The sequence below is a fragment of the uncultured Aquimarina sp. genome, assembly GCF_947492965.1.
Taxonomy (GTDB): domain Bacteria; phylum Bacteroidota; class Bacteroidia; order Flavobacteriales; family Flavobacteriaceae; genus Aquimarina.
Genome location: NZ_CANLOZ010000003.1, coordinates 613,393 through 635,270 on the forward strand (window position 1 = coordinate 613,393; position 21,878 = coordinate 635,270).

Below are 21,878 nucleotides of genomic sequence, written 5' to 3' on the forward strand. Positions count from 1 at the left end.
AAAAATAGATCTTGGAATAGTTTAACTTCCCACCAATGCTCTGGCGGTCAAACCTAATTCCCATCTATCGGGGTCATTTTGAAATCCACAGTAATAAACTCCATTAATATATCTTCGAACGATAAGGGAAATATTGGGATTGATTTTAGTGAATACTGTATCTCCTATTTTGTATTTACCAATTACCTTATTATCAAGTTTCATATCTACTATATTATAATTTTTTAATACCTCCTTAATAAAATTTGATCCTTCTAATCTTATTCTTAGAGTTGTTAAGTTTCTTTAAATTCCGGAGATCATACTTGGAGGATCATAATCGCCGGAACCTAAAGTTTTATTAGTAAATTACTAATAAAAAGAAACAGAAAAATGGTTGTAAGAGAATAGTCTTTCTTTAAAAAAGAATCATAATTCAAAATGTAAATATCTTTATAATTAATTAATTAAAGGTTGTATAATAAGAGTTGAATGTTACATAAATCACAGTTTTGGTACTATTTGATATTATTATAGGAAAAGTAATAAAATTTAAGATTTCAGAACATGGTTTATAATCACTTATATGTTTTATTTACTACGTTTTTGTCTAAAATGTTTAAAAACCTATTGATTTATTAACATAATATTTGGAATTATAAGCATTTCAGTACTGCGTTTTTTGCTTCTAGAAAGAAATATAAACCATGCTCCGTTTTGGAGCATGGTTTTTTAGTACGGAATTGTTGTTAAATGTATCGGTTTGCATGCTCCAAAAAATATAAAAAACTCTGATACAAAGTGTTGTGGTTTTTTTGATCTGTCCTCATAACCCGAAGGTCGCAGGTTCGAGTCCTGCTCCCGCTACTATTAAAGCCATTTATGGAAATAGTTATTTTTTATATACGAAAACCCAATATTTTAAATAGACACATAATTCTTTTTGTAATATCATAGTTCTAAATTCTACTTAAATTATCTAAATTTTATTTAAAATTAAGCGGGGTTTTGAAGAGGGGTTTTTACTAGATATTGATAGTTATTTTTAAACTTTAATTCTCTAAATGCTTGAAATCAAGTAGTTATATAATTTCACAAAAATTAAGATGATTTGTGTGAAGAAAAAGAGCGTGGAGACGCTCTTTTTTATTTTTATAATTTGCAAGATAAACTGATATACCGTTCCCATAGAAATAAAATGTGCAGATAATACATATCCACACATTTTTTTAATTACTTATTCGTAGAGAATATATCCTTCAGCTGTCCTAAAACTCCATCATTTCCAGAAACTGTAATTTCACCAATTTTATCTGCGATTTTCTCTACATACTCCATTTCTTTTAGTTTGTAGAGCATAGTGTTTTCTTCCATAAGTTTTGCTGTATTTAGCAGACTTCTGGTTGATGCAGTTTCTTCGCGTCGAGTAATAGTATTAGCTTGAGCTTTCTTTTGTGCTATCAAAACCTGGTTCATGATTTCTTTCATCTCACCAGTAAGAATGATATCTCTGATACCACAATTCAATACTTTTACACCTAGTTTATTTGCTTGGTTTTTAGTAGATTCTAATATAGCAGTAGCCATATTTTCCTTACGTTCCAGCAATTCATCTAAGGTATAATTTCCTACGAAAGCTCTTAGTGCTAATTGCATCGCGATATATAATTGTCTCGAATAGTCTTTATTATCCAATAATGCTTTTTCTATATCTATCACTTTATACTGAACATCGAAATTAATACGAATAGCAGCTTTATCTTTTGTTAGTAGTTCCTGACCAGCTACTTCAAGTTGTAGTTGACGCAGATCTACCTTCGCAATTTTAATAGTAGTGTCATTTTTCCAAAAACGATAGGTACCACTATCTAATGTTTTGCTATATACATCATCGACTATAAGTACTGCTTTTTCGTAAGCAGCTACTTCAAACGTTCTGATATAGTTTCTTAAAGCATAATTACTAAACAAAGACTTTTCAATTTTTTCAGTAATATAGATTTTGCTAAGATCTATTCTTGTAAATTCATAAGTATATAAACCATTCCATAGCGTATATCTTCCCGCAGAGAATACATTTTTAAAGTTACCATTTTCATATACTAAAACAATCTCGTTATCTTTTACTTCAATCACATGTAACATATCTTCCAATGTTTTATCTTTCAATAAGATTTCTAGTGCTACAGGAGCTGTAAATGGTTTGGAAAGATCGTATATTGTAATACGTTCATTCCATCCTAACCAATGTGTTCCTTGTGTAATTACACGATTGTAGTCACCTTTTCTGAAAACCAAGCCTATTGTACCAGCATTGATTCGTACTCGTTTCATTTTCTTAATTTTTGTGTCCGTAACTATACAGACAGATTTAACATTAATTGGATGATAACCCTGTAACGGAGGTATTATCGATTTCAGTTTATTTTATAAAAAACAGTGAAAGCAAATCATCTTTCCAATACGGAAATTGTAGGATGCTATATTATTGATAAGTAGTTTTTAGTATCGAAATAGAAGACTAGATATTCTAAATTATATCATCACCTAATATTTGGATTCAAAAAAGTACCCATGTTTAATAGTAACATGGCTAAAATCTCAAAGTACTTTTAAGATTGTTTTTATAGCAAGAGTATTATAAAAACAGATCTGCAATCACGGTTTTTGTGAATCAGTTTTACAAGATGATTAGCTTTTATCCTACATTATGAGTGTAGTGCTCTACCTAACTGAGCTACGAAACCTAAGTTGGTGATCTCGACGGGATTCGAACCCGTGCAACGTAAAAGGCATTTTCAGTGCCTTGTTCGCTAGATCCCTAATCTAGTGCGTTTACCAATTCCGCCATATCTCTTGGAGATAGTGGGACTCGAACCCACATGAACAAAAAATCTATCGCTCTAACCACTAAGCTACGGGACCATGATTAATATGATGTAGTGGTCCCGGTGGGATTCGAACCCACGACCTATAGAGAGACTATTATTTGGTTAATAGCCAAACCTTCAAATCAAGTTGCATATGAAGCAATCATACAAAAACTGCAATTCTTCATACAGTAGTGCTATACAGAAACACTCAACAAGACCTGATTGATACTGTCATTCCAGCGAAGGCTGGAATCTTATTAATCAATTACGCTTTTCGGCTTTATTTTTATCAAAAGCCCTGCTATTTTTCATCCTCACTTTATAGCAGGGCACAACTTCAAACCCCAATTGTTTCCCCCATGTAAAAGGGTTTGTTTTAATTACTATGCAAATGTGTAATGTATTAGCGCAATGTATTTGCGTAGTAATTATTTATTTGTAAAAAATTCGATTTCTATTATTCTTAATAGGATAATCGGTTTCATAAAACAGTGTTGTTGTTATATTATTGATATAATTAATGATCAACTTATTAAGTAAGTTGTTTTTGGTTTGTTTTATGGTAGTTGTTAGTTGTTTTTTCATGATTTTAAATTTTTAAAAATGTCTCACGGATTATATAATGTTTCATATTCGCGATCACGTCTGTCAATTTCTCCCAAAGGGCTTCCTTTAAAAGTGGAGATGTTGCGAAATCCATTTTCTTTGGAGATTAAAGAATCTTCCTCTTTAATGGCACCTCTTCTGGTGTTTCCGTAATCACCAGTAAGTTTTTTTGTTGCAGGATCCAGATCACCCCAAAGTTTATCTGGTTTACCATGATCTATTGGTTCTACGAAATAGGTAATACCAGTAATTTTGGATTGAACTATGAATCTGCCTGTGTCTTCAGTTTTGCATAAAAACCTTTGTAATAATTGATTTTTCATAGTTGTAAAATTTAATTGTTAGTGGAATAGACAGGAATCGAACCTGTATCTTCGGATCTTCAATCCGTTGCATTGACCAACTTTGCTACTATTCCTTTTTTGGGTGTACTCCGGGACTCGAACCCTGTTCCTCTCATTCACAGTGAGACGCTTTACCTGATAAGCTAGAGACACCATATATACGATTGTTTGATTTTCAGGATATTGATAATAAATCTTTATATTAGGCTATACATTCGAAAACAACCTAAATGGATAACATTTCAACTATTATATTGGCAGCATCCCTAATCATTATTATGCTGGGGATGGGATTATCTTTAGTTATATCTGATTTCAAAAGGATATTGATCTACCCCAAGGCTATTTTAGTTGGACTTATAAATCAACTTATTATTTTACCTTTAGTAGGTTTTACTTTGGTATCTATACTATCGCTAGAACCAGAAATTGCAATTGGGATTATGATATTAGCTGCTTGTCCGGGTGGAGCAACTTCTAATTTGATCTCTCATTTGGCACATGGTGATACTGCATTATCTGTTACACTTACTGCTTTTAGTAGTTTGATTACTATTATTACCATACCCTTTATTGTCAATTTTTCATTACTTCATTTTTTGTCTGAGAATCAAACAATCCAACTGAATGTTGTAGAAACAATTATTCAAATTTTTGTGATTATAATTATACCAGTTGCAGTAGGGATGATAATCAGAAAATATAATGAGGTTTTCGCTCTTAAAATGGCAAAACCAGTAAGAATTGCTTCAGCTGTTGTATTAGCCTTGGTGATTGTTGGTATTTTGGTAAAAGAAAAAGATAATTTCGTTTCTTATTTACAAGAAGCAGGCTTAGTGGCCTTTTTATTAAATATTCTCACAATGGCTATTGGATATTATTCCGCAAAGCTTTTCAAAGTTCATCATAAAGGTGCTATTTCCATAGGAATTGAGTCAGGTATTCAAAATGGAACTCTTGCGATATCAATTGCCATTGCTATACTACATAATACTTCGTATGCAATTGCTCCAGCTGTTTATAGTTTATTAATGTTCTTTACTGGTGGATTAGCAATTTTTTTAGGGATTAGAGGTAATAAATAAAAATACTTCATATTTACACTAAGAATAGATGTAAACTTAACTTGGACAGTACACTCTCAAAACCTTAAATCTTGGTAGAGAGTGACTGCCAGTTCCACTATTCTAGAGTTATTTCAAAGGCATTGGGAATCGAACCCAAGACTCCCGCGATATGGCCGCGGTACTCTACCACTGAGTTATACCTTAGTTTGATGACCCGAAAGGATTCGAACCTTTACACCAAGAGTCAAAGTCTTGGATGCTACCTTTACATCACAGGTCAGTTTGTAAGCTCAATAGGACTTGAACCTATACTTCAAGGGTCGTAACCTTGGGTGCTTCCATTTACACCATGAGCCTAAATTTGTACTCCACCTTGGATTCGAACCAAGACTGAACCGGGCTTAAACCGGATACCTCTGCCATTTGGGCTAGCGGAGCGTTTGTACAGGAAGAGAGATTCGAACTCTCAGGATCTTGATTCTAAGTCAAGCGCGTATGCCATTCCGCCATTCCTGCATTAAAATTGTACTCTGTAGGAGAATCGAACTCCTATTTCCTCATAGAAAGTGAGGTGTACTAAACCATTATACGAACAGAGCAGTTTGTCTAGAGAGCAGGACTCGAACCTACAACCTCCCGCGTCCAAGGCGGGTAAACTACCATTGTTATATCTCTAGAATAAAAGCGGAAGAAGTAGGAGTCGAAGCCAAACGAGTCATTAGCTCCTAACAGTTTTATTCACATCAGTTTTATCTGTTTAAGAGTTGATCTGTTCGCCTGCCCGGCTCGGGTCAAGACTGCGGCCACCGCCAATTGGCTTGCTCTTCCGTATTTTTATTGTCAATGAGAAATGATTGACAACATTTGTTGAATAAAGTCCAATTCCTTCATTCTTCTTTGCAGTACCGACGGGATTCGAACCCGCAACCTTCCGAGAGACAGTCGGATGCACTAGCCGTTGTGCTACGATACTATAAATTCCCTTGGAAAAGAGGGAATATTTTAAACAAATTCAATATTGAATTTTGCGCGCTCACCAGGATTTGAACCCAGACTAAAGGTGTTGGAGACCTTCGTGCTACCTTTACACTAAAAGCGCAAGCATGAGTTAGTGGAAGTAGTAGGACTCGAACCTACAAGCTCCGAAGAGACCAGATTTACAGTCTGGGGAGCCAACCAATTGCTCAATACTTCCAGATATTAGAGACAAGAACAGGATTCGAACCTGTAAAAAACGGAGTTGCAGTCCGTAGCCTTAACCCTTCAGCCATCTTGTCTTTTGCGATACCAGTGACTCGAACTTACATCTCGAGAGTTAACAACACTATAAATAAGTGACCATTACCCTACAGTATCAATATTGCGGAGGACAAAGGAATTGAACCTTCACTGCAATTATGCAGACCTGTTTAGCAGACAGGCGCAACAAACCAATATTTGCCTATCCTCCATAGCGGAAGAAGTGGGAGTCGAACCCACACGAGTCATTAACTCCTAACAGTTTTATTCACATCAGTTTTATCTGTTTAAGAGTTCATCTGTTTGCCTGCCCGGCTCGGGTCAAGACTGCGGCCACCGCCAATTGGCTTGCTCTTCCTTATCATTATAGTTGACACAGAGGGACTTGAACCCACATCACCTCGATTAAAAGTCGAGTGCTTTTCCAATTAAGCTACGTGTCAATTTTGGCTTTCAGTATGTCAATGAACTATTTGAATAAAAAAAGGCGCCTGATTCAGGCGCCTTTTATATATCTTGATGGTATGTCGAATTATGTTCGCATACACTTCTTTTCTATATAATAGACACCACTACTATTCCAATCGGAACAATATCCTCTTTGTTCGCTAAAGAGTTGGATTAAACTATGTTTTAAATTATTCGGTATCATTTCTTAATTTTTATATTCTTGTAAATTAGGCAATCGCTTCGTTGTTTCGTTATGATTACGGTGCAAAGATCAAAACTTTTTTTTAATCTCCAAATATTTTTTCAATTTATTTTATTGATTATCAGTTAGTTATGTTAAAATTTAAGCATAAGAATGCCTGTTCGTTTCTCAACGAATTTTGGATTTTTTGGCAACTGTCTGTCTCCCTGATGCTTACTTTCCAAATGCTATTCTTTATGTCTTAATTAAGCTCTATTCATTTTTTCTAAAAAATTTCAATAAAAAAAGCGCCCAATTTCTTGGACGCTTGTGGTTTTATATAGTTTTTATTTAAATCACTTCATATATAAGGATTAAAATTAGCTACACAACGTCCGTTTTCGATGGGATAATTCTCCTATCCATCGATAATCACACTGACTAAACAGTGATCTCGGCGTAATATGTGCTTTGTTTTTCATCATTTCTATCACAAATATTATATAATCTTGTTAGATAATCCAAATTTTACTTGCATTTTTCAGACTTATGAGTATTATTTTTTCTGAATTTATTCTCTATATTACCAAAATATATACGAAAATCTATTTATTCTCTTATAAATGACAGTTCAAGATTTTATTAATTGGTTCGGTAACCATCCTAATTTAGTATTAGGATATTTTGCGATAGTGATCATAATTTCTCTAATAGGTTTACTCTTTGTAAAACCCTCAAACTTCAAAGCCCCTATTAATTATTTTTATGGGGTTCTTATTTACGCAGTTACCATTCCTGGATTATTAGCATTAATTTTACTTCTCTATAGTTTTTTCTTTCTAAAAACGAATCTACTTCAGTTAGATTTGGTTACGTATTTTGTTCCTTTAATCGGAATGATAGCTAGTTTAATAATCATTAATAAAACGGTAGCCATGTCTCAGATACCAGGTTTTGGTAAATTGTCTGGACTTTTTATGTTGATTATGATAACCTTTGTGATCACCTACATATTACAAAGAATGTTTTTTGGAGTTTTCTTTGTCGGTAGATTCCAGTATTTAATAGGATTCTTCTTGTTATTATTAATAGGTATAAAAATTGCTTGGGATCGTATTGTAAGATAGCAGATGCTGTAATAACTGTAACATTTTAGAGTCAAATGATACCAATATAATATAGGGGAAGTAGGAAATACATATTTTAAAACCTTACCGAACACTTATTTTTATAAATTTGTTTAAATTCACTAACCATGCTAAAAAACTTAAAGTCTTTATTTATAGTAGAAGATGAAGCAGAGAATAAGCAGGCTTCAGAACCCAAAGCGAATAATACGGGTACCAATGAAAAAAAAGCAGCTCCAGCGGCTTCGACTCCACCGCCGCTTCCAAATAATCCTGTGCCTGTTTCTTCTGAAGGAACACTTGATAATAAAATAGTTGAAAAATTATTGCAAGCGATAGAAAAAAATAATCTAGACGGCTTTGACTATTTAGAATATAAGAAATCGCTAAAAGCATTAGAAAAAATGCCAATGGACGAAGCTACAAAGTATCGCTCTGCTTTTGCTACAGCATCTACTATGGGAGTAACGCTAGATAAGCTTTTGCAAACGACTAATTTTTATATTGGTGTTTTAGATAAAGAAAATGAGCAGTTTTTAGGGGCATTTAAAAATCAATTTGATAGTAAGGTATCCGGTAGAGAACGAGAAATTGCTCAGTTCGAATCTATCATTAAAGAGAAGTCAGAGCAGATTAAAAAATTGACTGAAGAAATTACGAAGCATCAGCAACAGATTAGTGATTTAAAAGCCAAAGTAGAGGAGAGTAATAATAAAATCAATAAAACACAGAACGATTTTAAAGTATCTTACAGTCATTTGAAGAAACAGTTTGAGGAAGATATTGTTAAAATGCAGAAATATTTAAAGTAAATGGACGACAACTCATTAAAACCAAAATCATTTTGGAAAAAACCCGAAGGTAAAACAGGGATGTTATTTATGGGGCTTTTAGGAGCCGGAGGATTATATGGTTTGTATAAAGTGCTGCCCTTTTTGATACAAATTGCAGAAAACACTCTGTATTTAGGGGTGCTTTTAGCTGTTTTGGGAGCTTTAATCTATATGGTATTAGATCCTAAGATGCGAAACCTAATTTTCTATATGTATAAATCTTTTATGCGCTGGATTACAGGTATTTTTATTCAAATAGATCCAATAGGTATTCTAAAAAGTTATATAGATGATTTAAAGAATAATCTTAGAAAGATGAATAAGCAGATCGCTGTGTTAAAAGGACAAATGAAGCGATTACAGCAAATCATCTATGACAATAAGAAAAGTATCAATAGCAATCTAAAACTAGCAAGTGCTGCAAAAGAAAAAGATAAAAAAGGAATTATGATCCTTAAATCTAGAAAAGCAGGACGTTTACAAGAATCTAATCTTAAGCTAGATGGGCTCTACAAAAAAATGGAAGTTCTATATAGAGTTCTTATTAAAATGTATGAGAATTCTGAAATTCTATTAGAAGATATCGAAGATCAAGTAATGGTGAAAGAGCAGGAAAGAAAAGCGATAAGAGCCAGTCATTCTGCAATGAAATCTGCCATGAATATTATTTCTGGTAATAATGATAAAAAAGAAATGTTCGATCGCGCTCTTGAGGTAATTGCCGAAGACGTGAGTATGAAAATAGGTGAGATGGAACGTTTTATGGATATGTCTACTAATTTCATGGATTCTATTGATTTGCAAAATGGAATTTTTGAAGAAGAAGGGCTAGAGCTATTGGAGAAATGGGAAAAAGAAGGCGTTTCTCTTATCTTAGGAAATCAAAAAGATTTATTAGTGCATGATCAGCATAGCGTAGATTTAGATGCACCAATTGTAAAAACTAAAACACAAAATAATCAATATTCGGATTTATTCAATTTCGAAGATTAATAGTAATAACTAATCAAATATTATGGCAAGAGCTAAATTAACTCCATTTTCGAAACTTTTAATTGTAGCACTTATCCTCGGAGGGCTATATTTTCTTATAACTAAATTTGTAACCAATAATCCAGATGCTAAAGAACAAATAGAGAAACTCACTTCTAAAGACAAAGAAGGAAAAACAAAAGAGGGATATAAAGATGTAATCAATGTTGGAGTCGTGACTTGGGGTGGATATGCTGGTGGACAGTATTTCAATGAAGGATTTAAGGCAAATACCAACTCTAGATTTTATAAAGATTACGGATTTAAAGTAAATTTTGAAGTAATCGATGATTTCGATGCTTCTAGAGATGCTTTTAAAAATGGTTCCATAGATTTAATGTGGGCTACGATTGATGCGTTCCCAACAGAGGTAGAAGGATTATCTCAATATCAACCTCAAGTAGTATTTCAGGCAGATTGGAGTAGAGGAGGAGATGCTATTGTCGCAGCAAGAGGTATAAATAAGGTAAGTGACTTAAGAGGAAAGAAAATTGCAGTGGCACCAATGACACCTTCACATTCTTTCTTGATCTGGTTATTAGAAGCTAGTGATATGACTACAAAAGATGTACAATTAGTAGAAGTTCCTAGTGCTATTGATGCGGCAGATTCTTTTAAAAGTAATACAGTAGATGCTGCAGTAGTTTGGAGTCCAGACGATGCGGATTGTGTAGCTAAAGTGGCAGGAGCAAAAGTGTTGGAAAGTACTAAGAATGCTACCCATATTATTGCAGATGTTTTTGTGTCTAAAAAGGAATTTGTAGAAACTCATAAAGAACAACTACAAGATCTGTATGAAGGATGGATGATTGGAGCTTCAGAATTAAATAGTTCAGATATCAATAAGAGAAAAGCAGCTAAAATTTTAGCACAAGGATTATCGCAGCCAGAAGATTTCTGCTACGATGCCATTAATAATGTTAGATTAGCTACTCATGGAGATAATAAAGATTTCTTTGGATTAAATCCTAGCTATAGTGGAGTTACTGGAGAAGATCTATACAATAAAATGAAAGTGAAATATAATAACCTTGGTTATAGTACAGCGGGTGCAAAAAGTTGGAGATTGTTATCTACAAAAGACTTAGTAAATAGAACTACACTTTCTGGTAATTCTCACAATGCAGAGCAACAGAAACAGTTTACCGCTGTGGATGAAACATTAGAGAAAAAAGAGTCCTTATCTTCTAAGAAAGTAAGTATTAGTTTTAGAACAGGAGAATTTCAATTAGATGAAAATTCAAAACAATTAATAGACCTACAGTTCACTCCAATTGCAAAGGCATTTGCCAATGCGAGAATTAGAATTGAAGGAAATACAGATAATGTAGGAAATCGTGCATCCAACATTGCTTTATCTAAGAAAAGAGCACAGTCGGTAGCTGATTATTTAGAGAAAGAACATCAAATGCCTCATAACCGATTTATCATTTTAGGAAATGGTCCAGATAAACCAGTTCCTGGTTGTGAGCGTAACCAAAATGCAGATTGTAAATCTAAGAACAGAAGAACAGACTTTGAATTGGTAGTAGACTAATGGCAGGGATCAAAAAACTTTTTGAGCTTAGAGGAAATTTAGCATCCAAAGACAAAGCAATACTAACAGCAATCGGAGCCATAATCCTTATCGGTTTATGGTTCCTCTTAGCTGAATTTCTGTCCACATCTGTAATTACTCAAGATGAATCCATTGATATTTCGAAAATAGCGCAGAGTGAGCGAAAATATTACGAAAGTGATTCTTTGTTGGTAGCCAATTATGATGCACTAGAAAAGATGAGTTTAGAAGAATTGACTTCTTTTGGACTTAAGAAAAACAAAGTATATCCTTTACTACCATCACCCGTAAAGGTAATTAAAGCGTTTCCTGATTTACATAAGAATGATGACGTTGTTGGGAATACATTCTACTCTATAAAACTAAACTTTTTAGGGTATCTAGTAGCTATTTTAGTATCAATACCAATCGGTTTTTTATTAGGATTGATCCCATTGTTTAGAGGATTGTTTAGTCAGATCATAAACTCATATCGATTTATACCACTTACTGCTGTAACTGGTATTTTTATAATGTGGTTGGGATTAGGAAGTGATATGAAGGTATCCTTTTTAGCTTTTGGTATCATTGTCTATTTGATACCTGTCGTCATTCAGCGGATCGATGAGGTACAGAATGTGTATCTCAATACTGTTTTTACGTTAGGGGCTACATCATGGCAAACCATTAGAACCGTATATATGCCGTATGTGTTTTCTAAGATCATTGACGATATTCGGGTTTTAACAGCAATATCTTGGACCTATATAACTATCGTAGAAATGTTGAATAAAGGAGGAGGGATTGGAGAATTAATCTGGACTGCGAAACGACAGAGTAGAATCGATAAAGCTTTTGCGATTCTTATAATCATCGTAGTAATTGGAATTCTGCAAGATCGACTTTTTGTATTGATTGATAAAATATTATTCTCTTTCAAGCATATTAATAAAGGAAATAAACACTAGTATGGCATTACAGTTTACAGATGCTCCTCAGGCACATAATGTGATTGAACTTAGAGGGATATCCCAATCTTATGATGGAGGGAAAACCAAGATTATAGAAAATTTGGATTTGCTGGTAGAAGATAAGCCTATGCAAGGTCAGTTTACTGTTATATTAGGTATGTCTGGATGTGGTAAGTCTACTTTATTGAGATATATTGCTGGTTTGCAAAAGCCTACCTCTGGAACGGTATTGGTTAATGGGAAACCAGTAAGTAAGGAGAATAGAGTGAGTATGGTGTTTCAACAGTATTCTTCTTTGCCCTGGATGACTGTATTAGACAATGTAGGGTTAGGATTGCGTTTTAAAGGAATTTCAAAGAAGGAACGCGACGAAAAAGCGATGGAAATGATCCAGTTAGTTGGCCTGGAAGGTCATCACAGGAAATATGCCCAATATCCAACCCTTTCTGGTGGGCAATTACAACGAGTAGCTATCGCCAGAAGCCTAATGTCTAACCCAGAGATTTTATTGATGGATGAACCCTTTGGAGCTTTAGATATTAAAACTCGCTTGCAAATGCAAGATCTATTAATTGGTATTTGGGAAAAGTTTAGTCCTACGATCTTATTTGTTACCCACGATATTCAAGAGGCAGTGTATTTAGCAGATGATATTTATATTATGAAGCATGCACCATCGAATTTTGTAAAGCATATCGATATTGATTTACCTTTTAATAGAACACGTGAAACGAAAAGATTAGCACATTTTGATGAATTGGTTCATGAAGTTGAGGATGCTATGATGCAAATTGACGCAGGTAATTGATTTTTGCTTTTTACAAAATCTTTTTGTTCTACTCCTACTTCAATAAGGGTTAAAAGTTTGGTATTTTTTAACCTATTAAAATAAAATTACAAGGAAATGAAAAGTGTAATAGGGATATTTTTGATTACGGTATCATTAGTGATATTTGGAGTTAGAATTTCTAAAAAAATACAGTTCAAGCAAAATGTATCAGGATATTTAAAAAGGGCAGCTGATGCAAGTACAATTGAGATTGCAAATGAAGAACTGACTAAGGTAATTACGTATTTAGAAGCTAATAATTTAACAAGTGGATATACTTCAATGATGTGGGAAACTCCAAATGAAGATATTGGATTTTGGTATAAAAACTTAAAAGCAAGTCAAAATGAGTTACAGAATTTAAAATCCGAAAGCGCCTTAGAAAGAACCAATGTACTTATAAAGCTTAGAGAAACTTTGTTGGATACAGGTAAGAAAACAAAGGTGACAATTCCAAAAGGATTAGCGGTTTATCCTGATAATAAGTTATGGGGATTTTTGATAACAACAGCCTTATTTTCATTGTTGATCGGTTTCGTACTAATTGCCATAGAAGCCGATAAAAAGGCTAAAAAGAAATCCGAAGAACAATTAAAAGCATAATTCATTTTTCTTGAAAAAATCTTATGACCAACAGAAAATATCATAAAGCCACAGACCAGTTTTTTTCTAAATTAGATCAAAAACACAAAGCTTCTTTTTTTAAAGGAAAGTCTATTAATCCTTTAAAAATACTATCGATCACTGAAGCGTTTCCTTCCTTAAAAATAAAAGATGAAGACTTACTACTATTGTATTCTCTAAAGGAATCTATAGATGAATTAGATTTTATCATTACTACTCAGCATATTCATATTGCTGGTGCAACACTTTCTCTAGATAAGGATATTTTTAAGGATGTAAAATTTAGTGCTTTTCCAAAAGAGCACATAGTATTATTAGATTCTTTGATGGAAGATCTTTTGCTTACTAAAAAAGACGAGAAAAAGACTTTAGCTGATTTCACAAATAAATTCAAAGATTTTGTCAATCAAAAAGAAGATGTAGCGAAAGATTATGATGTGGATTATGAGTTTCTACAGATCTTAAAAAACGAAGGTGAAAAAATTCAAAACCTTGCTGAGGATTTAAATAATAACAAACGTTTTTCGAATACGATCAATGCTATTGTTCATAAGACCGATGATGCGATAGAGTTTCAGGCAGAACATGTGATTTTGCAGGATATTATTAAGGTATTTAATATGATTTATCCTTTAACGGATAAAGAAAATACAGTTGCCGATGCCAAAGTGAAATTTTTACTTGCATTCATGTTCGAAAAGTTGCAAGGCAATGATATCATAGCTTCACTTTCTATAGAGCGTATCAACAAATTTGTGCAGTCAGAAAAGTTTGAAGAGAATATCGAAATCATAAAAACAGCTAGTCTTTTTGATTTAGGAGAAGATTATAAGAACGAATTTTTATTGCCATCTTTATTAAAACGATTAGATAGTCAGCATTTTGCGAATTCAGCCTCTTTTTTATATCGGATTGCTTCGTTAATTGCAAAGGTAGATGATACTATTTCTGAAGAGGAAAAAACCTTGCTAAAGAAGATTAATGATAAGTTGCAACACCCCAAAGAAAAATTAGAAGGTGTAAAGCAAACTGAGATTGATGAAAATGAGACCTTGGATGATGTAATGGATGAGCTCAATGAACTAATAGGATTAGATAATATAAAAACGGCTGTTAAAGAGTTGTCTAATTTCTTGAAAGTGCAAAAGCTGAGAGAAGAAAAAGGGCTTAAAAATGTAAACAATTCGTTACATTCTGTATTTATGGGACCTCCTGGAACAGGAAAGACCACTGTTGCGCGTTTGGTGTCTAAAATCTACCGACACCTAGGATATCTAGAAAAAGGACATCTGGTGGAAACTGACAGGACAGGAATGGTAGCCGGTTACGTAGGTCAAACTGCCCTGAAGGTCGAAGAGGTAATCAAAACTTCACTGGACGGAGTTTTATTTATTGATGAAGCTTATTCTTTAGCCAAGGATAACAAAAAAGACTTTGGTAACGAGGCAGTTGAGGTATTGCTTAAGAAAATGGAAGATCATAGAGATCAACTAGTAGTGATTGTAGCAGGATATCCAGATGAGATGGAAGAATTTATTGAATCTAATCCAGGACTACAATCACGATTTAATCGATATTTCACCTTTGATCACTATAAACCCAAAGAGTTAATAGGTATTTTTGAACTATTCTGTCTCAAAAATGATTTTGTGTTAGCGGAAGAAGCAAAAGAAAAATTGGAGTTTATTTTTGATAAACTTTACGAAAAAAGACATAAAAGTTTTGGAAACGCCAGAGTAGCACGTAATTTATTCGAAAAAATTATAGAGTATCAAGCGAATCGCATTGTAGCTATTACACCACTTACCGAACAATTGCTAAAGACAATTGTTGAAGAAGATATTCCACCAATTAATCAAACGGTGGACGATTATCTTAGATTTCAAAAAGATGAAGAAGAAGCTTAAATTAGCACGCAATGCATATTGAAAAAGTCTTATCCTATTATCAGGATTGTTACAAACAAGAATTTAGAGATAACGATGTCCTTAATTTCTTAGGAACAAAGGTCGATAAACGGTTTTTCTTAAAAAATAGCACAGGCTTATATAGAGAAGAGGATCCTACGTTTATGAAAATCGATTTTGGCGAGGATTTATATAAGTATCTAGAAATTTACCGAAAAGAGAAAACCTTTGTCGCGTGTAGTTTTTTTATAACAGGGAAACTCACTTTTTTAGGGAGAAAAAGAACAATATGTGCTCCATTAATAGTAACTCCTGCTACCCTAGAGATTAATAGTGATGCACTCTATCACATCAACTATAATTTTGAAGAAAATAGAGTAAATGAAGCTTTATTAAATGTATTAAAATCAAACTTTAATCTAGATGATTCCTTTTCTCTAGAGATAAAATCACTAATTAATGATCAGGAACCTTCTAAACAAGATATCCAAGGAATTGCAAAAAAGCTAGAAGAATATATACCTATTCATACCAGCGAATTAGAAATTTTACCAGTACTTTTAGAAGGGCAAAAAATTAGGGAACATTCAAAATCTCTTACTCTACAACTACTCCCAGCTATAGCTTTAGGGATTGTAGAAAAATCAAAATCGAGTCGTGACGTTTTGCATGAGATTGATGAAATCAAAGAAGGTCATTTATTCAATGATATGCTTCGTGGGTTTTTCTCCAGAAGGAAAACTGAGATTAACACTGATGCAATATCTAAGGAAGGAGTTTATGTGCCGTCTAATTTAAGTAGTTCACAACTTGGGATTATTCAAGCTGTAAAGACCAATGATATAACAGTGGTGATAGGACCTCCAGGTACTGGTAAATCGTACACAATAGCCTCATTAGCATTGGATCAGGTATATCATAACAAAAGTGTTTTAATATGTTCTAAATCTGATCAGGCAGTAGATGTACTGCAAGAAAAAATAGTACAAGACTTGGGCGTAAAAGGGCTTTCTATACGCGCTGGATCTGGCCGTAGTCATAAAGCGAAATTAAAAAAGAAACTAGAATCAATTAATGTTTTTCAAAAAGGAGGGAAGGATTACTTCATCCCTAAAAAACAAAAAGAGATTGATCATGCTGTAAATAAGATCAAGGAAATTAGTGATGAAATTCGAGATCGAGAGGAGAGAGAAATTAAAAACGCTGAGTTGTTTTTAGATTACAACCCTTCTTTTTTTAAGAGATTAAAACGTAAATATGTTTCTAAGCAAGTCTTAAAAGAATATCCATTTTGGCAGTTAATAGAATTGTTGGAACATTATATTCATCAAAAAAATAAATTAATTAAAGAAATCATTTCTTTAAAATATAGAGATAAGATTTCTGATTTGTTATCAAAGGATCAAACACTATCTAAGTTTTCAAAATTGGTAAAGACCAGAAATATCGAAGAGCGAGAGCGTTTGTTTCAGGAAGTCGATTTTCAATCTGTATTGCAATGTTTGCCGATTTGGATAACAAAATCTACCGATGTTAGCGATGTTTTTCCATTACAAAATGATCTTTTTGATGTAGCGATCATAGATGAAGCTTCCCAGTGTGATATTGCTACGATGATTCCAGTACTAGCTAGAGCGAAGAAGGTAGTAGTTGTTGGAGATACAAAACAATTAAGACACGTTTCATTTTTGTCTAAACAAGTTATGCAAGATACAGCCAATGCTTATGGTTTGTTGAAAGGCGAAGAAGTGATGAATTACAGAGAAACTAGTTTTCTAGATTATGCTTTGGAGCGACTGCCTTCTCAGAGCAATGTGCATTTTTTAGATGAGCATTACCGAAGTGTTCCAAGCATCATAAGATATAGCAATCAAAAATTTTATTTTGAGAAGCTAAAGGTGATGTCGGACTTACAAATCCATCATAAAACCTCTGCAGTACATTGGGTTTTCTGTGAAGGTGAAAAATTGAAAAACGGAACCAATTTACAGGAGGCAGAACAATTATTAGAAGATATACAAAAAGTTATCGATGAAGAACATCAAGTAGCTATTGGAGTAGCTACAACGATTGGAATTCTGTCACCATTTAGAGATCAGGTAAATTACTTGAAAGATAAAATCGAAGAGCTTGATCTTGCTGCTATCAAAAAACATAAAATTGCTGTAGGTACGCCTTTTGAATTTCAGGGAGAAGAACGTGATCAGATGTATATTACCTTCACTATAGATAACCAAACAAGTACTTCGGTGTTCCAATATCTAGATAGAGAAGATGTTTTTAACGTTAGTATAACACGTGCCAAGCAGCAGCAATTTCTATACTATTCTTTTGATCCTAAGAATTTTAAAAACAAACATTTAGTAATCGATTATTTATCGGAAACAAGGATCCAATATCCTCAAAATTCTGTGGAGGAATATATGGATAATTTTGCCGAAGAAGTATTAGAAGAGCTAATCCAGTTGGGAATTAAGCAAGAAGATATTATTGTAAATTATCCTATCGCAGGTTATGTAATGGATATTTTGGTAACACATAAACAACGCACCATTTGTATAGACTTGGTTGGGTATCCAGGAGCATTGGAAAAGACATTTTCAATAGATCAATATAAAACGTTATTTAGAACACAAATACCAATTATTACGATACCTTACGTATATTGGTTACATAATAAAAAAGAATGTTTACATCATATTACTAAGAAAGTAAGAATTGCCAAATGATTACCGAGAAAGAAATATCAAAACAAATCGGAAGAGTAGTAAAATCACCTATCAGAGTTGGAAGTGTTACTGATTTAAAGATTGATGTTAGTTCTTTTTTACATTTTTTTAGACCTTTCTTTTCAGAGCTACAAGACGATGCATATGTAGTTAGAGGAAAACAAATCGCCTTTTTAAAAGAAGTTTTTCCAGAGGATTCCGTATCAATAGAGAAGTTACATAAAGCGTATTTTGAAGGGACTAAGACCTTGGATGCGTTAGCCTATTGGTTACAACAACTTACCGATAACCAACAAAGGGAATTCGAGCAATTATCTACCATTACCAGACAACGCAATATCTCAAGTTTTTTGATTGAAATTTGGGATGATCAATATTTTGTAGAACGGATCATACAGCAAGGTTTTGAACAAGATGTAGATGATTTTCGTGTTTGGAAACGTGTTTTCAAACAAGCATCCAGATCAGCTGTAGAAAATGAGATGTTTTTTGAGTTATTGAAGCGAATGGCAAGATTGGTAAAACACATACATCCCGAAGTTCGAAAGATTCAAATCACCAGTCATTTTATGAGAACTATTTCTCATGAAAAAATAAAAGGAGAAAACGCTCCAGAAGGTGTTCATGAAGATGGAGCTCAATATATCATGTCTGCTTTAGTGGTCAATAGACAAAATATAACTGGTGCTGAGAGTCAGATTTACGAAAAGACAATGGCAGAAACCAATGAGCTGATCTTTAAAAAAGTACTACAACCAGGAGAACTTATTTTTCAAGCAGATACGGGAGAAGAATTTACTTTCGGAAATGATCTATGGCATTATGTAACACCTATAGAACCAGAAGATATTTCTAAACCTGGAATCCGAGATATTATCGGATTTGATATTGATATTTTAGAGTAAAGATATTCCTGTTTCTTCTTGTAATTTATGAGAGATGATTTCAATTTGTTTTTTAATGAGTCTAAAGCTGGTATTCTCATATACAGTTTTTAATTCATCTTTCCCAGCATCTTCAAACTGAAACGCAAGTGTTTGAATACAAATTTTTCCTAATGATTGTGATGTGGCACCGTAATTAGAACCTATGGAAACAGCATAGCATCGTTCTAGAATATTGGATATAAGTTTAATACAGCTTTGATTGTTTCTGTATCCATGTAGTTGTATCAATCCCTTGATCAGATTTATATTCTCTTGGTAAACATGCTCATAAACACCATAGATAATATCTTTTTCGTTATTGTCCTCTTTTTGCCTAAGTGTTACATTTCGTAATCGTAAATAAGCAAATTTTCGGAGTATTGAGTAGCTAAAATCATCGAACTTCTTTTGATGTATCTTTTCTAAACATTCATTAATCTGTATAAAGGATTTTTGATGAATGTTTTTGGAGAGAATTTTAAGGATTTTCGAAATATTATGTTGGTATTTCTCACTCATATTAGAGATCAATTTGTTTACATGAACTCCAAACGGATCTGGTAATAACTGAAAAACATATGCCGAAGGGATTAAATTGATTTTACTGTTTTCCAGAATAACTCTATGAATAATACTTTTAGCATCCATATGTTGCTTTATAGAAAGATATTGTATCGATCTAGAGCGTAAGAAAGAATGTAAACTCACATTTAACTCAGGACTTATCTTATAATTAACGGAATGCTTTTTTAGTTGCCTCAATAATGGCCGAAGCGGATAATCGTATGCGTAGGTGTCTTTCCATTTATGGAAGAAATAAGTAAAGTCCTGACTGGTAAGACGCATTTTAGAATTTAATAAGTGATATCCAATGGCGTGTTTAAAATCTTGTGGGATTTTATCAACTAATTTACTCTCAGATTTGGAAGAGGATCTTCTGTTTTTAGAGCGTTCTTTTAAAAGATAATACAATACCTCTTTTTTAATTTCGGGATGAGAACCTAGTAAGGTTTTATGATGCTCCAAAGAGTTGAAAATTACCTTTTCTAGATTGTCATGATTGTAATCAAAAAGCGAAGTAGCATCTTCATAAATATTCGTTAGCATTTCTTCTGCTATAGGAGAGTCTTCAACTGAAAAATCAAGATCTATAATATAGGGGACGTTCTTTTCTTGGGAGGAAGTTTCAGAACTTAAATGTTCTAATTCTTCCTTAGATATTTCAAATGTTTTTTTGATTCCAAAGAATGATAATATGTTCTTAATGTTTATAGCCAAACCTATTCTTTATGAATTTTAAATCAAACTAATCCCCATTTGTTCTTTAAGTATTTTTGACTCTTTTTCTATTGTTTGCTTTATCTGTTTATAGGTAGTTTCTTGATAGAGATTTTTAATTTTTTGTATTCCGGTTTCTTCATAATGATTTGCTAATGTATAGACACATAGCTTGCCTAATGACTGAGAGGTTTGGCCTAGCCGCACTGCATTAGCATTAGAAAAAGAACGTTCGGTAATTCTAAGAAGATGAGGGATTGCACTTTTTTTGTGTTTGAAATCCGCTAATGAAATGATAATACTTTTGAGAATTGTTATGTTCTCTTTTTTAATGTATTGACAATTATATCTTACTTCTTTTCCTGTGTTATACGTTACTTTTTCAACCCTCAGATTGCTCATTTTAGGTTTGAATAAAGAGGCTTTTTTAATAAAATGCAACATTTGTATTTTATAAGCATTCCTTCCTATAGTATTTAGCTCTTCCTGAATGAGAACTATTAATTTAAAAGAATTGTAAAATTCTTTATTCTCTTCAAAAGTTTTGAATATATGACAATAAGCATCTTGTTCTTTTTGATCACAGTTTCGAATAAATTTGTTGATGTAATCAGCAAAAGGGTCAGAAGCTAATAAAAATGAGGGTTGATTTTCATCATTGTCTTGAGCATATAAATGCAATATACGTTGTATTGTATTCCTAGGAGTTTTGTAATAGTTGTACCACTCATTATGAAACCTTGGGGTTTTTAAAAACTTTTGGAGATACTGATAAAACTCTTTACTTACTGTATCATTTTTTGTTTTTTTTCTCAGTCTAGAAGTTAAAGAAGCAATTGATACATAAGTGGGATATTTTACCCAAAGATTCATGAAGTATTCGAAATCTTTTTCTTTAAAATGCAGATTCGATCTTAGGAGAAGTTGTAATATTTCCTGTAAATACTGAGTTTTTAAGGGAGGCTTAACTATGTTTGGAGTGGTTTCAAACCAAATAATTTCCTTCGAAATCCAATAAGCAAAATCCCGTTTGAAAGATATTTGTTGTTCAGATAGAAATATATATGAATCTAAACTCGTGAACTTCGGAGCCCAATAATTATATCTGTTGATTTTAAATTTATGTTTGGCTTCTTCAAAAATGGTTTTGGATAACTCTTCAAAACTGTATTTAAACAGAGGAGTAGTTATTACATCAATGATTTCTTTTTCATGCTTGTCATTTTCATGATTTTCATCGACATCATCTGTTATTTTTTCTAGTTCACGTTCCGTAATCTCAAATTTGGATTTTTTGATACCGAATAAAAAAGATAGAATTTTGTCTAAAATCATTAACAAGTAGG

17 protein-coding genes and 17 tRNA genes are annotated in these 21,878 nt (G+C 33.0%); 11 read left to right on the top strand and 23 right to left on the bottom strand.

Annotated features, from left to right (window positions below):
- Nucleotides 1-21 precede the first annotated feature (21 nt).
- The 9 genes from Q1B37_RS10635 to Q1B37_RS10675 form a co-directional block, all read right to left on the bottom strand.
- A complete protein-coding gene (locus tag Q1B37_RS10635; protein WP_140592049.1) occupies nucleotides 22-204 on the bottom strand; it encodes a hypothetical protein in 183 nt (60 codons plus the stop codon).
- Nucleotides 205-1,212: 1,008 nt separating this feature from the next.
- Nucleotides 1,213-2,313 (bottom strand): slipin family protein, encoded by a 1,101-nt coding sequence (locus Q1B37_RS10640; protein ID WP_299898533.1) that lies wholly within the window; start codon nucleotides 2,311-2,313, stop codon nucleotides 1,213-1,215.
- A 418-nt stretch (nucleotides 2,314-2,731) separates the two neighbouring features.
- Nucleotides 2,732-2,833: transfer RNA gene (locus Q1B37_RS10645), tRNA-Pro, on the bottom strand.
- A gap of 3 nt (nucleotides 2,834-2,836) precedes the next feature.
- Nucleotides 2,837-2,898: transfer RNA gene (locus Q1B37_RS10650), tRNA-OTHER, on the bottom strand.
- A 24-nt stretch (nucleotides 2,899-2,922) separates the two neighbouring features.
- Nucleotides 2,923-3,010, bottom strand: a tRNA-Asn gene (locus Q1B37_RS10655).
- A 274-nt stretch (nucleotides 3,011-3,284) separates the two neighbouring features.
- Complete coding sequence (locus tag Q1B37_RS10660) at nucleotides 3,285-3,437, bottom strand: hypothetical protein (RefSeq protein ID WP_299898535.1); 153 nt, start codon at nucleotides 3,435-3,437, stop codon at nucleotides 3,285-3,287.
- Nucleotides 3,438-3,460: 23 nt separating this feature from the next.
- Nucleotides 3,461-3,781 carry a hypothetical protein gene (locus tag Q1B37_RS10665; protein ID WP_299898537.1) on the bottom strand — a complete coding sequence of 107 codons (321 nt, stop codon included), beginning with the start codon at nucleotides 3,779-3,781 and terminating at the stop codon, nucleotides 3,461-3,463.
- Between the two features lie 22 nt (nucleotides 3,782-3,803).
- Nucleotides 3,804-3,876, bottom strand: a tRNA-Phe gene (locus Q1B37_RS10670).
- Between the two features lie 6 nt (nucleotides 3,877-3,882).
- Nucleotides 3,883-3,956 (bottom strand) — tRNA-His (locus tag Q1B37_RS10675).
- 76 nt (nucleotides 3,957-4,032) lie between these two features.
- Here Q1B37_RS10675 and Q1B37_RS10680 point away from each other — a divergent pair.
- The gene (locus Q1B37_RS10680; RefSeq protein ID WP_299898539.1) at nucleotides 4,033-4,887 is read left to right on the top strand and encodes a bile acid:sodium symporter family protein; all 855 of its coding nucleotides are present in this window, start codon (nucleotides 4,033-4,035) and stop codon (nucleotides 4,885-4,887) included.
- Between the two features lie 114 nt (nucleotides 4,888-5,001).
- On the opposite strand, the gene Q1B37_RS10685 is transcribed toward Q1B37_RS10680, so the two are convergent.
- The 12 genes from Q1B37_RS10685 to Q1B37_RS10740 all read right to left on the bottom strand — a co-directional run bounded on the left by Q1B37_RS10685 (nucleotide 5,002) and on the right by Q1B37_RS10740 (nucleotide 6,551).
- Nucleotides 5,002-5,073: transfer RNA gene (locus Q1B37_RS10685), tRNA-Met, on the bottom strand.
- A 5-nt stretch (nucleotides 5,074-5,078) separates the two neighbouring features.
- Nucleotides 5,079-5,149: transfer RNA gene (locus Q1B37_RS10690), tRNA-Gln, on the bottom strand.
- Between the two features lie 5 nt (nucleotides 5,150-5,154).
- Nucleotides 5,155-5,226: transfer RNA gene (locus tag Q1B37_RS10695), tRNA-Arg, on the bottom strand.
- An 86-nt stretch (nucleotides 5,227-5,312) separates the two neighbouring features.
- Nucleotides 5,313-5,385: transfer RNA gene (locus tag Q1B37_RS10700), tRNA-Leu, on the bottom strand.
- An 89-nt stretch (nucleotides 5,386-5,474) separates the two neighbouring features.
- Nucleotides 5,475-5,546 (bottom strand) — tRNA-Pro (locus Q1B37_RS10705).
- A 223-nt stretch (nucleotides 5,547-5,769) separates the two neighbouring features.
- Nucleotides 5,770-5,842: transfer RNA gene (locus tag Q1B37_RS10710), tRNA-Asp, on the bottom strand.
- 55 nt (nucleotides 5,843-5,897) lie between these two features.
- Nucleotides 5,898-5,968: transfer RNA gene (locus Q1B37_RS10715), tRNA-Trp, on the bottom strand.
- Between the two features lie 13 nt (nucleotides 5,969-5,981).
- A tRNA-Tyr gene (locus tag Q1B37_RS10720) sits at nucleotides 5,982-6,064 on the bottom strand.
- Between the two features lie 9 nt (nucleotides 6,065-6,073).
- Nucleotides 6,074-6,146: transfer RNA gene (locus Q1B37_RS10725), tRNA-Cys, on the bottom strand.
- An 86-nt stretch (nucleotides 6,147-6,232) separates the two neighbouring features.
- Nucleotides 6,233-6,319: transfer RNA gene (locus Q1B37_RS10730), tRNA-Ser, on the bottom strand.
- Nucleotides 6,320-6,323: 4 nt separating this feature from the next.
- Nucleotides 6,324-6,466: transfer RNA gene (locus tag Q1B37_RS10735), tRNA-OTHER, on the bottom strand.
- 12 nt (nucleotides 6,467-6,478) lie between these two features.
- Nucleotides 6,479-6,551 (bottom strand) — tRNA-Lys (locus tag Q1B37_RS10740).
- Between the two features lie 811 nt (nucleotides 6,552-7,362).
- Here Q1B37_RS10740 and Q1B37_RS10745 point away from each other — a divergent pair.
- From Q1B37_RS10745 to Q1B37_RS10790, 10 genes are all read left to right on the top strand, one after another.
- Nucleotides 7,363-7,866 (top strand): hypothetical protein, encoded by a 504-nt coding sequence (locus Q1B37_RS10745; RefSeq protein WP_299898541.1) that lies wholly within the window; start codon nucleotides 7,363-7,365, stop codon nucleotides 7,864-7,866.
- Between the two features lie 128 nt (nucleotides 7,867-7,994).
- On the top strand, nucleotides 7,995-8,678 hold the full coding sequence (locus tag Q1B37_RS10750; protein ID WP_299898543.1) for a hypothetical protein: 684 nt from the start codon (nucleotides 7,995-7,997) through the stop codon (nucleotides 8,676-8,678).
- Nucleotides 8,679-9,692 carry a hypothetical protein gene (locus Q1B37_RS10755; RefSeq protein ID WP_299606275.1) on the top strand — a complete coding sequence of 338 codons (1,014 nt, stop codon included), beginning with the start codon at nucleotides 8,679-8,681 and terminating at the stop codon, nucleotides 9,690-9,692.
- 22 nt (nucleotides 9,693-9,714) lie between these two features.
- The gene (locus Q1B37_RS10760; protein ID WP_299898544.1) at nucleotides 9,715-11,268 is read left to right on the top strand and encodes a phosphate ABC transporter substrate-binding/OmpA family protein; all 1,554 of its coding nucleotides are present in this window, start codon (nucleotides 9,715-9,717) and stop codon (nucleotides 11,266-11,268) included.
- Entirely contained in the window at nucleotides 11,268-12,236 is a 969-nt protein-coding gene (locus tag Q1B37_RS10765; RefSeq protein ID WP_299898546.1) for an ABC transporter permease, read from the top strand. Before Q1B37_RS10760 ends, Q1B37_RS10765 begins: the two co-directional genes overlap by 1 nt.
- 1 nt (nucleotide 12,237) lies before the next feature.
- Nucleotides 12,238-13,047, top strand: coding sequence for an ABC transporter ATP-binding protein (locus Q1B37_RS10770; protein ID WP_299898548.1), 810 nt, complete (start codon nucleotides 12,238-12,240; stop codon nucleotides 13,045-13,047).
- 96 nt (nucleotides 13,048-13,143) lie between these two features.
- A complete protein-coding gene (locus Q1B37_RS10775) occupies nucleotides 13,144-13,671 on the top strand; it encodes a hypothetical protein (protein WP_299898549.1) in 528 nt (175 codons plus the stop codon).
- Nucleotides 13,672-13,694: 23 nt separating this feature from the next.
- A complete protein-coding gene (locus tag Q1B37_RS10780) occupies nucleotides 13,695-15,599 on the top strand; it encodes an AAA family ATPase (RefSeq protein ID WP_299898551.1) in 1,905 nt (634 codons plus the stop codon).
- Between the two features lie 11 nt (nucleotides 15,600-15,610).
- Entirely contained in the window at nucleotides 15,611-18,328 is a 2,718-nt protein-coding gene (locus tag Q1B37_RS10785) for an AAA domain-containing protein (protein WP_299898553.1), read from the top strand.
- Nucleotides 18,325-19,233: a 2OG-Fe dioxygenase family protein gene (locus tag Q1B37_RS10790; protein ID WP_299898554.1), complete on the top strand. Its 909-nt coding sequence runs from the start codon at nucleotides 18,325-18,327 to the stop codon at nucleotides 19,231-19,233. The genes Q1B37_RS10785 and Q1B37_RS10790 overlap by 4 nt, the downstream gene beginning before the upstream one ends.
- On the opposite strand, the gene Q1B37_RS10795 is transcribed toward Q1B37_RS10790, so the two are convergent.
- Together Q1B37_RS10795 and Q1B37_RS10800 are read right to left on the bottom strand one after the other, a co-directional pair.
- On the bottom strand, nucleotides 19,225-20,532 hold the full coding sequence (locus Q1B37_RS10795; protein WP_299898556.1) for a hypothetical protein: 1,308 nt from the start codon (nucleotides 20,530-20,532) through the stop codon (nucleotides 19,225-19,227). The genes Q1B37_RS10790 and Q1B37_RS10795 overlap by 9 nt on opposite strands.
- An 18-nt stretch (nucleotides 20,533-20,550) precedes the next feature.
- The gene (locus tag Q1B37_RS10800) at nucleotides 20,551-21,867 is read right to left on the bottom strand and encodes a hypothetical protein (protein WP_299898558.1); all 1,317 of its coding nucleotides are present in this window, start codon (nucleotides 21,865-21,867) and stop codon (nucleotides 20,551-20,553) included.
- Nucleotides 21,868-21,878 lie beyond the last annotated feature (11 nt).

Excerpts from the sequence above, each read along its gene's own strand:
- Q1B37_RS10760 (WP_299898544.1), top strand. The coding sequence starts at position 9,715 with ATGGCAAGAGCTAAATTAACTCCATTTTCGAAACTTTTAATTGTAGCA.
- Q1B37_RS10775 (WP_299898549.1), top strand. The coding sequence starts at position 13,144 with ATGAAAAGTGTAATAGGGATATTTTTGATTACGGTATCATTAGTGATA.
- Q1B37_RS10635 (WP_140592049.1), bottom strand. The coding sequence starts at position 204 with ATGAAACTTGATAATAAGGTAATTGGTAAATACAAAATAGGAGATACA.
- Q1B37_RS10780 (WP_299898551.1), top strand. The coding sequence starts at position 13,695 with ATGACCAACAGAAAATATCATAAAGCCACAGACCAGTTTTTTTCTAAA.
- Q1B37_RS10680 (WP_299898539.1), top strand. The coding sequence starts at position 4,033 with ATGGATAACATTTCAACTATTATATTGGCAGCATCCCTAATCATTATT.
- Q1B37_RS10750 (WP_299898543.1), top strand. The coding sequence starts at position 7,995 with ATGCTAAAAAACTTAAAGTCTTTATTTATAGTAGAAGATGAAGCAGAG.
- Q1B37_RS10745 (WP_299898541.1), top strand. The coding sequence starts at position 7,363 with ATGACAGTTCAAGATTTTATTAATTGGTTCGGTAACCATCCTAATTTA.
- Q1B37_RS10785 (WP_299898553.1), top strand. The coding sequence starts at position 15,611 with ATGCATATTGAAAAAGTCTTATCCTATTATCAGGATTGTTACAAACAA.
- Q1B37_RS10800 (WP_299898558.1), bottom strand. The coding sequence starts at position 21,867 with ATGATTTTAGACAAAATTCTATCTTTTTTATTCGGTATCAAAAAATCC.
- Q1B37_RS10790 (WP_299898554.1), top strand. The coding sequence starts at position 18,325 with ATGATTACCGAGAAAGAAATATCAAAACAAATCGGAAGAGTAGTAAAA.
- Q1B37_RS10765 (WP_299898546.1), top strand. The coding sequence starts at position 11,268 with ATGGCAGGGATCAAAAAACTTTTTGAGCTTAGAGGAAATTTAGCATCC.
- Q1B37_RS10660 (WP_299898535.1), bottom strand. The coding sequence starts at position 3,437 with ATGAAAAAACAACTAACAACTACCATAAAACAAACCAAAAACAACTTA.
- Q1B37_RS10640 (WP_299898533.1), bottom strand. The coding sequence starts at position 2,313 with ATGAAACGAGTACGAATCAATGCTGGTACAATAGGCTTGGTTTTCAGA.
- Q1B37_RS10770 (WP_299898548.1), top strand. The coding sequence starts at position 12,238 with ATGGCATTACAGTTTACAGATGCTCCTCAGGCACATAATGTGATTGAA.
- Q1B37_RS10755 (WP_299606275.1), top strand. The coding sequence starts at position 8,679 with ATGGACGACAACTCATTAAAACCAAAATCATTTTGGAAAAAACCCGAA.
- Q1B37_RS10665 (WP_299898537.1), bottom strand. The coding sequence starts at position 3,781 with ATGAAAAATCAATTATTACAAAGGTTTTTATGCAAAACTGAAGACACA.